Origin of the sequence: Paraburkholderia terrae (genome assembly GCF_002902925.1) — a bacterium.
GTDB lineage: Bacteria > Pseudomonadota > Gammaproteobacteria > Burkholderiales > Burkholderiaceae > Paraburkholderia > Paraburkholderia terrae.
In genome coordinates this window covers 334,397-348,506 of the sequence record NZ_CP026111.1, presented here as the reverse complement: position 1 = coordinate 348,506, position 14,110 = coordinate 334,397, and the positions used below count along the sequence as shown (strand labels likewise).

Annotated in this window: 16 protein-coding genes and 1 tRNA gene; 10 read left to right on the top strand and 7 right to left on the bottom strand. The window is 61.9% G+C overall.

The features are described from left to right. Positions 1–1,104, bottom strand: coding sequence for an A/G-specific adenine glycosylase (mutY, locus tag C2L65_RS01590; RefSeq protein WP_042306312.1), 1,104 nt, complete (start codon positions 1,102–1,104; stop codon positions 1–3). Positions 1,105–1,111: 7 nt separating this feature from the next. Next, positions 1,112–1,942 (bottom strand): bifunctional DNA-formamidopyrimidine glycosylase/DNA-(apurinic or apyrimidinic site) lyase, encoded by an 831-nt coding sequence (gene mutM / locus C2L65_RS01585; RefSeq protein ID WP_042306313.1) that lies wholly within the window; start codon positions 1,940–1,942, stop codon positions 1,112–1,114. Positions 1,943–1,989: 47 nt separating this feature from the next. Between mutM and C2L65_RS45345 the strand changes: the two genes are divergently transcribed. The 9 genes from C2L65_RS45345 (at position 1,990) to hisC (ending at position 9,333) form a co-directional block, all read left to right on the top strand. Next, positions 1,990–2,235 (top strand): hypothetical protein, encoded by a 246-nt coding sequence (locus tag C2L65_RS45345; protein WP_156132275.1) that lies wholly within the window; start codon positions 1,990–1,992, stop codon positions 2,233–2,235. Continuing rightward, positions 2,232–4,073, top strand: coding sequence for a tetratricopeptide repeat protein (locus C2L65_RS01580; RefSeq protein ID WP_042306314.1), 1,842 nt, complete (start codon positions 2,232–2,234; stop codon positions 4,071–4,073). Before C2L65_RS45345 ends, C2L65_RS01580 begins: the two co-directional genes overlap by 4 nt. Further along, the gene (gene lolB / locus C2L65_RS01575) at positions 4,073–4,705 is read left to right on the top strand and encodes a lipoprotein insertase outer membrane protein LolB (protein WP_042306315.1); all 633 of its coding nucleotides are present in this window, start codon (positions 4,073–4,075) and stop codon (positions 4,703–4,705) included. Before C2L65_RS01580 ends, lolB begins: the two co-directional genes overlap by 1 nt. A gap of 26 nt (positions 4,706–4,731) precedes the next feature. Then, positions 4,732–5,613 (top strand): 4-(cytidine 5'-diphospho)-2-C-methyl-D-erythritol kinase, encoded by an 882-nt coding sequence (gene ispE, locus C2L65_RS01570; protein ID WP_042306316.1) that lies wholly within the window; start codon positions 4,732–4,734, stop codon positions 5,611–5,613. 51 nt (positions 5,614–5,664) lie between these two features. Then, positions 5,665–5,741, top strand: a tRNA-Gln gene (locus tag C2L65_RS01565). A gap of 47 nt (positions 5,742–5,788) precedes the next feature. Then, on the top strand, positions 5,789–6,745 hold the full coding sequence (locus tag C2L65_RS01560) for a ribose-phosphate pyrophosphokinase (protein WP_007579691.1): 957 nt from the start codon (positions 5,789–5,791) through the stop codon (positions 6,743–6,745). Positions 6,746–6,884: 139 nt separating this feature from the next. After that, entirely contained in the window at positions 6,885–7,496 is a 612-nt protein-coding gene (locus C2L65_RS01555) for a 50S ribosomal protein L25/general stress protein Ctc (RefSeq protein WP_042306317.1), read from the top strand. A 120-nt stretch (positions 7,497–7,616) separates the two neighbouring features. Continuing rightward, positions 7,617–8,219 carry an aminoacyl-tRNA hydrolase gene (gene pth, locus C2L65_RS01550; RefSeq protein ID WP_007579689.1) on the top strand — a complete coding sequence of 201 codons (603 nt, stop codon included), beginning with the start codon at positions 7,617–7,619 and terminating at the stop codon, positions 8,217–8,219. Positions 8,220–8,253: 34 nt separating this feature from the next. Continuing rightward, positions 8,254–9,333 (top strand): histidinol-phosphate transaminase, encoded by a 1,080-nt coding sequence (gene hisC / locus C2L65_RS01545; RefSeq protein WP_042306318.1) that lies wholly within the window; start codon positions 8,254–8,256, stop codon positions 9,331–9,333. A 65-nt stretch (positions 9,334–9,398) separates the two neighbouring features. Here hisC and C2L65_RS01540 read toward each other — a convergent pair whose 3' ends face one another. The 3 genes from C2L65_RS01540 to rsmD all read right to left on the bottom strand — a co-directional run bounded on the left by C2L65_RS01540 (position 9,399) and on the right by rsmD (position 11,067). Further along, complete coding sequence (locus C2L65_RS01540; RefSeq protein ID WP_042306319.1) at positions 9,399–9,656, bottom strand: YfhL family 4Fe-4S dicluster ferredoxin; 258 nt, start codon at positions 9,654–9,656, stop codon at positions 9,399–9,401. A gap of 145 nt (positions 9,657–9,801) precedes the next feature. Next, positions 9,802–10,311 carry a pantetheine-phosphate adenylyltransferase gene (gene coaD / locus C2L65_RS01535; protein ID WP_007579686.1) on the bottom strand — a complete coding sequence of 170 codons (510 nt, stop codon included), beginning with the start codon at positions 10,309–10,311 and terminating at the stop codon, positions 9,802–9,804. A 117-nt stretch (positions 10,312–10,428) separates the two neighbouring features. Then, a complete protein-coding gene (gene rsmD, locus C2L65_RS01530) occupies positions 10,429–11,067 on the bottom strand; it encodes a 16S rRNA (guanine(966)-N(2))-methyltransferase RsmD (RefSeq protein ID WP_042306320.1) in 639 nt (212 codons plus the stop codon). Positions 11,068–11,367: 300 nt separating this feature from the next. On the opposite strand from rsmD, the gene ftsY reads away from it, so the two are divergent. Further along, positions 11,368–12,528, top strand: a complete 1,161-nt coding sequence (gene ftsY / locus C2L65_RS01525) for a signal recognition particle-docking protein FtsY (protein WP_042306321.1) — start codon at positions 11,368–11,370, stop codon at positions 12,526–12,528. Positions 12,529–12,614: 86 nt separating this feature from the next. On the opposite strand, the gene maiA is transcribed toward ftsY, so the two are convergent. Both maiA and C2L65_RS01515 read right to left on the bottom strand, forming a co-directional pair. Further along, a complete protein-coding gene (maiA, locus tag C2L65_RS01520; protein WP_042306322.1) occupies positions 12,615–13,259 on the bottom strand; it encodes a maleylacetoacetate isomerase in 645 nt (214 codons plus the stop codon). Positions 13,260–13,293: 34 nt separating this feature from the next. Beyond that, a complete protein-coding gene (locus C2L65_RS01515) occupies positions 13,294–13,992 on the bottom strand; it encodes a fumarylacetoacetate hydrolase family protein (protein WP_042306363.1) in 699 nt (232 codons plus the stop codon). Positions 13,993–14,110 lie beyond the last annotated feature (118 nt).

The window sequence follows — 14,110 nt, the reverse complement described above, 5'->3', positions numbered from 1 at the left end:
TCAGATCAGCGAACCCTGCAGGCCTTCGAGAAGCTTGCGCACGGGCGCGGGCACGCCATACGCGTCCAGTTCGTTCAGCGACATCCATACGGTGTCGGCGTCGCGAGCGCTCGCGACTTTCGCCGTATGATCGAACTCCGCAATGCGCGGCTCGATGTCGAGCTTGAAGTGCGTGAACACGTGCGTGAGCGGCGCGAGCGGTGACACATCCGCGGTCGCGCCGAAGTCGCGCGCGAGCTGTGCAAGCGACGCTTCATCCGCAGCTTCGGGCAGGCTCCACAAGCCACCCCAGATACCTGACGGCGGGCGCTTTTCGAGCATCACCGTGTCACCGTCGCGTAGCAGCAGCATCCATGTGCGGCGCGTCGGCACCGTTTTCTTCGGGCGTGCCGCCGGTAGTTCGCGCTGACGACCCGTCACGTTCGCCACGCAATCGACGGCGAACGGACAGCGCACGCAATCCGGCTTGCCACGCGCGCACAGCGTCGCGCCGAAATCCATCAGGCCCTGCGTGTATGCGCTGATGTCGTCATCGGTCGCATTCACGGGCAGCAGCGATTCCGCCAGCAGCCACATGCCGTTCTCGACTTTCTTCTCACCCGGAAAACCTTCGACGCCAAACACGCGCGCAAGCACGCGCTTCACGTTACCGTCGAGAATCGTCGCACGGGCGCCGAATGCGAACGATGCAATCGCGGCCGCCGTCGATCGTCCGATACCCGGCAACTCCGCGAGCGCTTCCACGCTCTCAGGAAACCGCCCACCGTGCCGCTCGATGACGACCTGCGCGCAGCGATGCAGATTGCGCGCGCGCGTGTAGTAGCCGAGGCCGGCCCAAAGCGTCATCACGTCGTCGGCGGGCGCGGCGGCGAGTGCGGCGACATCCGGAAAACGCGCGAGAAAACGCCCGTAGTACGGAATCACCGTCGACACCTGCGTCTGCTGCAACATGATTTCGGACAGCCAGATGCGGTACGGGTCGCGCGTGTTCTGCCACGGCAGGTCGTGACGGCCGTGTTCGCGCTGCCATGCGATCAGGCGCACAGAGAAATCGGATAGCGTGGGTATCGTAGGAAAAACAGTCGTGGAAGCGGGAACGGACATGAACGGATCAGCGCTGACAGGTCGGACAGTAGTAAGTGGAGCGTTGCCCCTGCACGATCTGTTTGATCGGCGTGCCGCACACGCGGCATGGCAGACCCGCGCGATCATAGACGAAATAGTCGAGCTGGAAGTAGCCGCTCTCGCCATTACTGCCGACGAAATCACGCAACGTGCTGCCGCCCTTCTCGATTGCGGCGGCAAGCGTGACGCGCACGGCGTCTGCAAGCAGACCGTAACGTACCAGCGAGATGCGCCCGGCGGCCGTGGTCGGCCGGATACCCGCGCGAAAAAGGCTTTCAGATGCGTAAATGTTGCCCACGCCGACGACGATGTCGCCTGCAAGCAGCGCCTGCTTCACCGAAATCTTCCGTCCGCGCGTCTTTCGATGCAGCAGCGCGCCGGAGAACGACGGCGCGAACGGCTCGACTCCGAGGTCCACCAGCAGCGGATGCTCGAGCACGTCGCCTGCCGAGCGCGTGTGCCATAACACAGCGCCAAAGCGGCGCGGATCGCGGAAGCGCAAAATGAAGTCGTCGAAAACCCAGTCGACGTGATCGTGCTTCGCAGCGGCCGGCGGATGCGGCACGTTGCGCAGGACCCTGAGCGTCCCCGTCATGCCGAGATGCACGATGAACCAGCCTTCGTCGATCTCGAACAGCAGGTACTTGCCGCGCCGCGCCACCTTGTGGACCAGCCGGCCCTGCAGCAGACGTGCGAAACCGGGCGGAATCGGCCAGCGCAGCGCCGGCGTACGCACTTCGACGCGCTTGACACGATGTCCGGCCACGTACGGTTCGATTCCGCGTCGGGTAACCTCGACTTCTGGTAACTCTGGCATGTTCAGGGCCTGTTATCGCTAACAACTGGCTTGCGCTCGACGTCCGAATGGCCGGGCGCAAAAAATGGAACGAAGTGGATACCGGACGTATCCACAAGGAACATGACGCGCGAATGGCCCTTCCGGCGGCCAGCCGCATAAAGGATTTTGCAATCGGCGGATCGCGCCTTTGCGGCCGCAAGCCCGTTATTGGCGCGGACGCGCACGACTGGTCTGCAACTTGCGTCCGCGGTTATGCGCTTATTGTAGCGAGCGCGTTACAATCGACTGAAACATTGAACGGATATGTATGAACCTGTCCATCGTTAAGCAGTTTTTGAAGCGCCGGACCGGTGCGAATGGCGTGCCGCACGCTGTTTCCGCACGCCGGCTGCTGGGTGTGGCCGCGCTGGCTGTCTGGGCGCTCGGCGCATTGCCCGCGCATGCGCAGGACCCATCGCCCGATACGGATGACAACACCGTCTCCGTGCAAGATGCTTTCGGCCCCGATTCCGCCGACGAAAAAGCCAATCTGCCCAGCGTCGCGTTGACGAGCCAGATCGTGTTCCAGGTGCTCGCGGCGGAAGTCGCGCTGCAACGCAACCAGCCCGCGCCCGCGTATCAAACCTATCTCTCGCTCGCGCGCGACACGCACGACCCGCGCATGGCGCAGCGCGCGACGGAAATCGCGCTCGCCGCGCAGAGCCCGTCGGATGCGCTGACGGCTGCGCAATTGTGGCAACAGTATGCGCCGCAATCGGAACGCGCCGCGCAACTGGATGCGTCGCTGCTTGTGCTGTCGGGCAAGCCTGACGACGCGAAGCCGATGCTCGCGAAAGAACTCGCGAAGATTCCGCCTGAAAACCGCGGCAACGGCATTCTCGCGCTGCAACTGCTGATCTCGCGCGGGCCGAATCGTATCGGCGGCCTGCACGTGCTGCAGGATCTGGTCGCGAACGACCTGAACCGCCCCGAAGCGCAATTCGCAATCGCGCGTCAGCAGCTCATTTCCGACGATGCGCCCGGTGCGCGCAAATCGCTCGAACAGGCGCTCAAGCTGAAGCCCGACTATCTGCCCGCCGCGTTGATGCTGTCGCAGATGGGACCGGAAGAGCGCAAGGAAGGCATCGCCTCGATCGAGAAATACGTGCAGGCGAATCCGAAGTCGCACGAGGCTCGGCTTGCGCTCGCGCAAATGTATCTGGCCAGCGACCGCCTCGACGACGCGCAGAAGCAGTTCGAGTTCATGCAGAAGGACAACCCGAACGATCTGACGCCGCTGATGGCGCTCGCGCTCATCAAGATCCAGCAGAAGAACTTGCCGGAAGCGCAGAACTATCTGCAGCAATATGCGCAAAAGGCCGAGAAGACGCCGGGCGCCGATCCGGGGCAGGCGTATATCTATCTCGCGCAGTTGTCGCTGGAACAGAAGGACACGGCAGGCGCGAACCGCTGGTTGGACAAGATTCCCGCCACGAGCACGCAGTACATTCCGGCGCAGATCACGCGCGCGCAATTGCTGCAGCGAGACGGCAAATCCGATGACGCGCGCAAGCTGCTCGCGGGCATTCGCACGCAGGACCCGCATGAGCAGGCGTTGATCGCACGCACCGACGCCGCGATTCTGTTCGACGCGAAGCGCTACCCGGAAGCCGAAGCGCGTCTTGCCCAGGCCACCACCGATTTCCCCGACGACCCCGATCTCACGTACGACTACGCGATGGCTGCCGAAAAGAACGGCCATTTCGACGTGATGGAAACGCAGTTGCGCAAGCTGATGCGCACGCAACCAGACAACGCGCAGGCGTACAACGCGCTCGGCTATTCGCTCGCGGACCGCAACCAGCGTCTGCAGGAAGCGGACAAGCTGGTCGAGAAGGCGCTGGCGCTGTCGCCTAACGATGCGTTCATCATGGACAGCGTCGGTTGGGTCAAGTACCGGCTCGGCGATACCAACGACGCGATCAAGGTGCTGCGCAAGGCCTACGATCTGCAACCGAACGCCGAAATCGGCGCGCATCTCGGCGAAGTGCTGTGGAAGAGCGGCGACCAGGATCAGGCGCGCGCGGCATGGCGCGATGCCCGCAAGCTCGAACCCGACAACGATACGCTCGTCAAAACGCTCAAACGTTTTCAGGTGAACGATCTCTGATGCACTTTTCTTTTCCTGTGTTTTCCTTTCCAGCGCAGCGCCGCGCGGCGCTGGGTCTCGCAGCCGCAGCCATCGTCGCCTTGTCGGGCTGCGCGTCCGTACAGCCGCAAGGTCCGTCCACGTCGAATGCAGCAACGGCCGTCACCGCGCAGACCACTCGCGCGTATCACGGCCGCTTCGCCGTTCAGTACGTCGACCAGAACGGGCAGCAGCGCAATGCGTATGGCAATTTCGACTGGCAGGAACGCGGCGACACCGTGACGCTGCAACTGCGCAACCCGCTTGGACAGACAATGGCGATCGTCACGTCGTCGCCGTCGGCGGCCACGCTCGAACTGCCGAACCGTCAACCGCTGACGGCCGATAACGTCTCCACGCTGATGCAGAACGCGCTGGGCTTCGCGCTGCCTGTCGAAGGGCTGCGCTACTGGCTGCAGCCGTCGGTTGCGCCGACATCGAAGGCGAAGACCGAGAAAGATCCTCAGCAGGATACGCGTCTGAAGGAGATTCAACAGGACGGCTGGACGATCGACTACATCGCCTATGCCGATGCGCCTGCAACCGGCGTGAAGCGCGTGAATCTCGCGCGCACCGAACCACCGCTCGACATCAAGCTCGTGCTCGACCAGTAACCCGCACGCGCGATTAGCAAAGACTCATGATCGAAACGAACGACTCGCTGCGCGACTGCCTCGCTCCAGCGAAGCTGAACCTCTTCCTGCATATCACCGGCCGTCTGCCGAACGGATATCACGCACTGCAGACGGTATTCCAGTTGCTCGACTGGGGCGACACGCTGCACTTCACGCGTCGCGACGACGGCGCGATCACGCGCGGCACCGACATCGCCGACGTTCCCGCCGAGACCGACCTCACCGTTCGCGCGGCGAAGCTGCTGAAGGAACACACGGGCACGCGCCTAGGCGTGAACATCGAGATCGACAAAGTACTGCCGATGGGCGCGGGCCTTGGCGGCGGCAGCTCGGATGCCGCGACGACGCTGCTCGCGCTGAACCGTCTGTGGAAGCTCGATCTGCCGCGCGAGGAGTTGCAAGCGCTCGCACTGAAGCTCGGCGCCGATGTGCCATTTTTTGTTTTTGGAAAAAATGCATTCGCAGAGGGTGTCGGCGAAGCACTCGAGCATGTACAATTGCCGCCGCGCCACTTTCTGGTGGTGACACCGAGGGTTCACGTTCCAACGTCAGCAATTTTTTCAGAAAAAGCGTTGACAAGAGATACAAAGGCTCTCATAATTACGGACTTTCTTGCACAGCAAAGTTGCAGCGCAGAATGGCCTGATAGCTTCGGCCGGAATGACATGCAGCAAGTTGTCGTGGGAAAATACGCGGAAGTTGCGCAGGTGCTTAGATGGTTTGATAACATCGCGCCGGCGCGGATGACGGGATCAGGCGCAAGCGTTTTTGCAGCGTTCCGTAGTAGAGATGAAGCAGTCGCGGCGCAAGCCAAACTGCCAGTCGAATGGAATAGCGCAGTAACGGCAAGTCTGGATACGCATCCACTCTTTGCTTTCGCGGCATAAGTTTCGCGGCACTGAACGGCCTACACGTTCAGTGAAGCTCAAAGTTAGTGTAGGGGAGTCGCCAAGTTGGTTAAGGCACCGGATTTTGATTCCGGCATTCGAGGGTTCGAGTCCTTCCTCCCCTGCCAAAAATTCTCGCAGTTCCTCGCCTCCCACAGCCTGAAGCAGGTGCATGATGAGCAGCCATGACGGCCTGATGGTTTTTACTGGCAACGCAAATCCAGCGCTTGCACAGGAAGTCGTCAAGATCCTCGGTATTCCCCTCGGCAAAGCAATGGTCTCCCGTTTCTCCGACGGTGAGATCCAGGTCGAGATTCAGGAAAACGTACGTGGCAAGGACGTCTTCGTCCTCCAGTCCACCTGCGCGCCGACCAACGACAATCTGATGGAACTGATGATCATGGTCGATGCGCTCAAGCGCGCATCCGCTGGCCGGATCACTGCAGCCATCCCCTACTTCGGCTATGCCCGTCAAGATCGACGCCCGCGCTCGGCGCGCGTTGCCATCTCGGCGAAGGTCGTGGCGAACATGCTGGAAATCGCTGGCGTCGAGCGGATCATCACGATGGATCTGCACGCTGACCAGATTCAAGGTTTCTTCGACATTCCCGTCGACAACATCTACGCTACGCCCGTTCTGCTCGGCGATCTGCGCAAGCAGAATCACGAGAACCTGCTGGTCGTGTCGCCAGACGTCGGCGGTGTGGTCCGCGCCCGTGCGCTGGCCAAGCAGCTGAACTGCGATCTCGCCATCATCGACAAGCGTCGTCCGAAGGCGAATGTCGCCGAAGTGATGAACATCATCGGTGAAGTCGACGGCCGCACCTGCGTGATCATGGACGACATGGTCGACACGGCGGGCACGCTCTGCAAGGCAGCACAAGTGCTGAAAGAACGCGGCGCAACGAAGGTGTTCGCTTACGCGACGCACCCGGTTCTGTCGGGTGGCGCGGGTCCGCGCATCGCGGCATCGGCGCTCGACGAACTCGTCGTCACCGACACGATCCCGCTTAGCGAAGAAGCCCGCTCATGCACGAAGATCCGCTCGCTGACGAGCGCCGGTCTGCTAGCTGAAACGTTCTCGCGTATCCGACGCGGCGACTCGGTGATGTCGCTGTTCGCGGAAGGCTAAAGTATTCGCGAAGGCGCCGCATGATGAATGCGGCGCTTTTGCATTCGGCGTGAACGAACGAAGGTTCATGCCGGTTTGTCTGGGGTCTTCAACAAGGCCCGTTTTACTGCCTGGTCGCGGGCAGATAATGGAGATTCAAATGAAAGTAGTCGCTTTCGAGCGTAATTTGCAAGGTACGGGTGCGAGCCGCCGCCTGCGTAACTCGGGCAAGGCCCCGGGCATCGTGTACGGCGCTGGCGAACCGCAACTGATCGAACTCGATCACAACGCGCTGTGGCACGCTCTGAAGAAAGAAGCATTCCACTCGTCGATCCTCGAACTGGAAGTGGCAGGCAAGTCGCAACAGGTTCTGCTGCGCGACGTGCAATACCACCCGTTCCGTCAGATCATCCTGCACGTGGACTTCCAGCGCGTCGACGCGAAGAAGAAGCTGCACACGAAGGTGCCGCTCCACTTCATGAATCAGGAAACCAACCCGGCTGTGAAGACGGGTGGCGCGATCATCTCGCACGTCATCAACGAAATCGAAATCGAATGCCTGCCGGCCGCTCTGCCGGAATTCATCGAAGTCGATCTGGTGAAGATCGAAGCGGGTCAATCGCTGCACGCAACGGACATCGTTCTGCCGGCTGGCGTCGCACTGGTTTCGCACCTCGTCGCAGAAAACCCGGTGATCGTTTCGGCGCCGGTTCCTGCTGGTGCCCAGTCGGAAGAAGCGTCGGCTGAAGGCGAAAAGCCGGCTGCCGAATAAGACCGCTATCCTCTCGATCCGTTTCAATGGAACGGTCGACGTAACCCGCCGCGGTTCGCCCCGGCGGGTTTTTTTTCGTTTTTTTCAGGCTGCGTGGCATGCCGCGTGGCCCACTCGAACATGATCAAGCTGATCGTCGGGCTCGGCAATCCGGGCGCCGAATACACCGCGACGCGTCACAACGCCGGTTTCTGGCTCGTCGACCAACTGGCGCGTGAAGCCGGCGCGACGTTGCGCGACGAGCGGCGCTTTCACGGTTTCTATGCGAAAGCGCGTCTGTATGGCGAGGAAGTGCATCTGCTGGAGCCGCAGACGTACATGAACCGCTCGGGTCAATCGGTCGTTGCGCTCGCGCATTTCTTCAAGGTCCTGCCGGATCAGATCCTCGTCGCGCATGACGAACTCGATCTGCCGCCTGGCACCGTGAAGCTGAAGCTCGGCGGCGGAAGCGGCGGGCACAATGGCCTGAAGGACATTTCCGCGCATCTGTCGACGCAGCAATACTGGCGCTTGCGCATCGGCATCGGGCATCCGCGCGACCTGATTCCCGAAAGCGCACGCGCGGGCGCGAAGCCCGACGTCGCGAACTTCGTGCTGAAGCCGCCGCGCCGGGAAGAGCAGGACGTCATCGATGAATCGATCGAACGCGCGCTCGCGGTGATGCCGACCGTCGTCAAGGGCGAACTCGAACGCGCGATGATGCAGTTGCATCGCAATCCCTGACTGCAGGTTGCGACAGCTAAAAGAGGAGCAGAACTTGAGCCGCTACTGGAGCGATATCGTTCACCGGTTGACGCCGTACGTGCCGGGCGAGCAGCCCGCGCTCGCGCATCCCGTGAAGCTGAACACCAACGAGAACCCGTATCCGCCCTCGCCCGCCGTCGTGAGCGCGATTCGCAACGAGCTTGGCGATACCGCCGAGTCGCTGCGCCGCTATCCCGATCCGACGGCACGCGTGTTGCGCGAGACTGTCGCCGCGCATCACGGGCTCAAGGTGGATCAGGTGTTTGCCGGCAACGGTTCGGATGAAGTGCTCGCCACTGTATTTCAGGCGCTTCTGAAGCACGACAAGCCGATTCTCTTTCCGGACGTCACATACAGCTTCTATCCGACCTACGCGCGTCTCTACGACGTCGCGTACCGGACGATTCCTCTCGACGATGCCTTTCAGATCCGCATCGACGACTACACGCAACCAAACGGCGGCGTTCTCTTCCCCAATCCCAACGCACCAACGGGTCATGCGCTGCCGCTTTCGGATATCGAACGACTTGTCGCATCGAATCCGAATTCAGTCGTCATTATCGACGAAGCGTATGTGGACTTCGGCGCGCAATCTGCGATCTCACTGATCGGCAAGTATCCGAATCTTCTCGTCGTGCATACGACGTCGAAGTCGCGCTCGCTTGCCGGGATGCGTGTGGGCTTTGCGTTCGGCGATGCCGCGTTGATCGATGCGTTGAACCGCGTGAAGGACAGCTTCAACTCGTATCCGCTCGACCGTCTCGCGCAGGCCGCCGCGACCGCGGCATACAAGGACGACGCGTGGTTCCGGGAATGCACCGAAAAGGTCATCGCGAGCCGCGAACGAATGACGGCGCAACTGACGGCGCTGGGATTCGAAGTTGTGCCGTCGTCGGCGAATTTCGTGTTCGCGCGTCACGAAGGCTATGACGCAGCAACGTTGGCCGCGCAGCTCAGGGAACGGGAAATCTTCGTGCGGCACTTCAAGCTGCCGCGCATCGATCAGCATCTGCGCATCTCGATCGGCACCGATGCCGAGTGCGACACGCTGCTAGATGCGTTGAAGGATATTCTTGGCGGGTACGTCGGCTAAAGCGCCGGCAACAATACAAACGGCGCGCCGTGAATGACACGTACGGCGCGCCGCTTTCCGATGAATCAGTCGCCCTTCGCAGCCTGCAACCCGTTGTACTTCTCCATCAACTGGTCCGGCGTCTCCAGATGTTCCGGATTGCGCGGAATACATTCGACGGGACACACCTGCACGCATTGCGGCTCATCGAAATGGCCAACGCATTCGGTACACTTCTTCGGGTCGATCACATAGATTTCCGGGCCCATCGAAATCGCGTCGTTCGGGCACTCGGGCTCGCAAACGTCGCAATTGATGCACTCGTCGGTAATCATCAGGGCCATGCTGTTCTCACTTCATGCCGGCACGCGTGCTCTGCATGCCGGCTAACGTTCCGTAATCCGCAATTTTACGCCTGACGGATAGACCACGTTGAGCATCCGGTTATCGCGGACAACGCACGTACCACGCCGTCAGGCGCGGCCCGGATCACGGCTTGGCGGCGGCTCGCGCCTCTTCTAGTACGGCGACTTTGTCCTGCAGCCGCTTTTCGACGGACGGGAACACGAACTTGCTCACATCCCCGCCGAGTTGCGCGATTTCGCGGACGATCGTGCCCGAGATGAACTGATACTGATCGGACGGCGTCATGAACATGGTCTCGACGTCGGGCAGCAGATAGCGGTTCATGCCCGCCATCTGAAACTCGTACTCGAAGTCCGACACGGCGCGCAGCCCGCGCACGATCACGCGCGCATTGTTGACGCGGACGAAATCCTTCAATAGCCCCTTGAAGCTCATCACCTGAACGTTCGGATAGTGGCCGAGCACTTCGTTCGCAATCTCGAGCCGCTCTTCGAGGTTAAAGAATGGCCGCTTGTTGCGGCTATCCGCGACGCCCACCACCAGCGTGTCGAAAATGCTCGATGCGCGACGCACGAGGTCTTCGTGACCGCGCGTGAGCGGATCGAACGTACCCGGATACACGGCGACAACCATGGGATTTCTCCTCTCTACAGACTAGAAGGCGTGCCGGAACACGCCCCGCAGGACTCGTCTGACGACGATACCGCGCGCGTAACGGCAAGCCGCCCGGCGCTTGTTATGGAACGCGCATTATTCCTCATTTTCGCGCTGCAGCAAATGATAGTGGACGGCGCCTGCCTTGCCCTGCCGTACCACGGACCAGCCTTCCAACGCCGCATGTCCGGCGGCATCGAGCGATTCGCCCGACTCGACATACAGGAAGCCATCCGCGCTGACCAGCGGCGTGGCGAGTTCGAGCGCGCGGTCAAGCAGATCTTCGCCGAACGGCGGATCGAGGAACACGACGTCGAACGAGCCGGGCGCGAGGCTCGCGGCAAGACGCAACCCATCGGCTTCGGCAACTTCGATTGAGCCCGCCGCCAGTTTGGCCTGATTCGCCCGCAGTTGCGCCGCCGCGCGCGCATTGCGCTCGACCATCAGTACGCGCACCGCGCCACGCGACGCGGCCTCGAAGCCAAGCGCGCCGCTGCCGGCGAAAAGATCGAGACAGCGCTGGCCGTCGAGCCGCTGGCCGAGCCAGTTGAACAGCGTTTCGCGGACGCGGTCGGGTGTCGGCCGCAGACCGTCGAGATCGATCACGGGCAGCGGCGTACGCTTCCAGTCGCCGCCGATGATGCGGATAGTGTGCGGTTGGCCACGGCCGGAAGGCGCGCTTTTTGCGCCGTTTTTTGCACCGGTTTTTGCGCGTGAGGGGGAAGTACGGGACATGCGATTCGTGTGTTGAGCGTGCGCCCGCCGATCGTCGATAAATACCTCGATCGGGGGGCCGGAGCGCCAACGTTACCACACGCGCGCAGCCGCCTTCGCCAAAGTTCACTACGGCTGTGTACTCGTGCGGGCGCTCACGACGCCGCCTGACGCGCCTGATAAAATGTGCGGCTTCCAGCGCTTCGCATAATTCGCTGCCATGCGGACGCCGCCGAACTGTCGCGTGGCTCGCCGCCGTTCGTCGCCACGCGTTGCCGGGCCAAAGCAGGAATCCGGCGCAATCTCACTCCAGTCCAGACCATGTTCAGCTTTTTCAAACGATTCAAGGGTTCCAAGGCGCCCGACGACACGCCTGAAGCGCCGCAGGCCGATTCCGGCGCCGACGTCGACATGCAGGACGTGGCTGAGCCGGAAGCACCCGCCGCCGCGCGCTTGCAAGCCGTCCCGGACTCGGCCGATGCGCCTGAATTCGATCCCAATTACGTCCCTGACGCCACCGACTTCGAAGATTCGGACGACGAAGCCGCCGAAATCATCCCGCCGCCGGTGCCCGAAGCAGCCGAAAAGCGTTCGTGGCTGACGCGCCTTCGCAGCGGCCTGTCAAAAACCAGTTCGAGCATCACGGGCATCTTCGTCGGCGCGAAGATCGACGAAGACCTGTACGAAGAACTGGAAACGGCGCTGCTGATGTCCGACGCGGGCGTCGACGCGACTGAGTTTCTGCTCGAAGCACTGCGCGAGAAAGTGCGCGCCGAGCGCCTCACCGATCCGCAGCAGGTCAAGGGCGCGCTGCGCACGCTGCTGGTCGATCTGCTGAAGCCGCTGGAAAAGTCGCTAACGCTCGGCCATTACCAGCCGACCGTGATGATGATCGCGGGCGTCAACGGCGCGGGCAAAACCACCAGCATCGGCAAGCTCGCGAAGCATATGCAGCACTTCAACCAGTCGGTGCTGCTGGCTGCGGGCGACACGTTCCGCGCCGCCGCGCGCGAACAGCTCGCGATCTGGGGCCAGCGCAACAACGTGACGGTCGTGCAACAGGAAAGCGGCGACCCCGCCGCGGTGATTTTCGATGCCGTCGGCGCCGCGCGCGCCCGCAAGATCAACGTGGTGATGGCGGACACGGCCGGCCGTCTGCCGACGCAGCTTCATCTGATGGAAGAACTGCGCAAGGTGAAGCGCGTGGTCGGCAAGGCGATGGACGGCGCGCCGCATGAAGTGCTGCTCGTGATCGATGCCAACACCGGTCAGAACGCGCTCGCGCAAGTGAAGGCTTTCGACGATGCGCTCGGTCTTACTGGCCTGATCGTGACGAAGCTCGACGGCACGGCGAAGGGCGGCATTCTCGCGGCGATCGCGCGGCAACGTCCCGTGCCTGTGTACTTTATCGGCGTAGGCGAAAAGGTCGAAGATTTGCAGCCGTTCAGCGCCGAAGAGTTTTCGGATGCGTTGCTGGGTTGATGCCTTGATGTTCTGAAGCTGACAGCGGGTGAATAAAAAGGGCGTCATGCATTCGCATGACGCCCTTTTTTCATTGCTTCAGCGCTTCACTCGGCATCAGGCTGCACGCCGGGTTCCGCGCGCGCGAACGCGTCGAGCGTGTTCGCGTGTTCGCAGATGCGCCGGATGGTCGGATACGGACTCATATCGACATTGAAGCGGTTTGCGTTGAACACCTGCGGCACGAGGGTGATATCGGCGATGGTGGGCGTATCGCCGAAGCACAGCTTGCCCGCGCGGCCATCCGCAACGAGATATTCTTCGAGCGCGGCAAAGCCCGAGCTGATCCAATGGAGATACCACGCGTCCTTTACCTCGTCGTTCACGCCCACGGTGCGCTTCAGATACTTCAGCACGCGCAGATTGTTCAACGGATGAATCTCGCACGCGAGCTGCTGAACGATCGAGCGGACATACGCACGATCGACGGGCTTCGACGGCAGCAGCGGCGGCTCGGGATGCGTCTCTTCGAGATACTCGATGATCGCGAGCGACTGCGTGATCACCTGGTCGCCGTCCACCAGCGTGGGAACGATGGCATCGTGATTGAGCTTGCGGTACTCGGGCTTGAACTGCTCGCCGCCGTCGCGCAACAGATGCACGGGCAGGTACTCGTAAGGCAGGTTCTTCAGGTTCAGCGCGATCCGCACGCGATACGACGCCGAACTGCGAAAGTAGCTGTACAGCTTCATTGTCTTGTACTCCCCCTGAATGGCGCTGGCGATATCAGACGACGCGCACGCTGAACTCGCCCAGCCCGTCCACGCCACCCTTCATCAGATCGCCCTGAACGACCGCGCCGACACCTTCCGGCGTGCCCGTGAAAATCAGGTCGCCCGGTTGCAGTTCAAACAGCGTCGACAGATAAGCGATTGTCTCGGCGACGGACCAGATCAGTTGCGACACGTCCGAACGCTGCTTTTCCTCGCCGTTGACGGTCAGCCAGATCGCGCCCTTGCCGACCTGACCGACTTTCGAAACGGGATGGATCGGGCCGAGCGGCGCCGAATGGTCGAAGCCCTTTGCGGTGTCCCACGGACGGCCCAGCTTCTTCGCTTCCGCCTGCAGGTCGCGGCGGGTCATGTCGAGACCGAGCGCGTAGCCGTAGACGTGATCAAGCGCGTTGTCCGCCGAGATGTTCTTGCCTGCCTTGCCGATTGCCGCGACGAGTTCCATCTCAAAGTGAACGTTCTTCGACTGCGCGGGATACGGAAATTCGCCCGTTGCTCCGGGAGCGACATACAGCACGGCATCGGCGGGCTTGGCGAAGAAGAACGGCGGTTCGCGATCGGGATCATGGCCCATTTCGCGCGCGTGCGCCTCGTAATTGCGACCGACGCAGTAAATGCGTCGCACCGCGAATTGATCGTCCGATCCGACGACTGGCACTGCCGTCACCGGCGCTGGCGCAAACACGTAACCCATTCCGTTCTCCGTCTTTTGTTGAGCCGCTGCGACGCGGCGAAGCATTGAGTGTAACGCGGCGCCGATTCCCGCGTAGCCTGGCCGAACGGCCAGGTGGCGCGCGCTGAAGCCGTCCCGT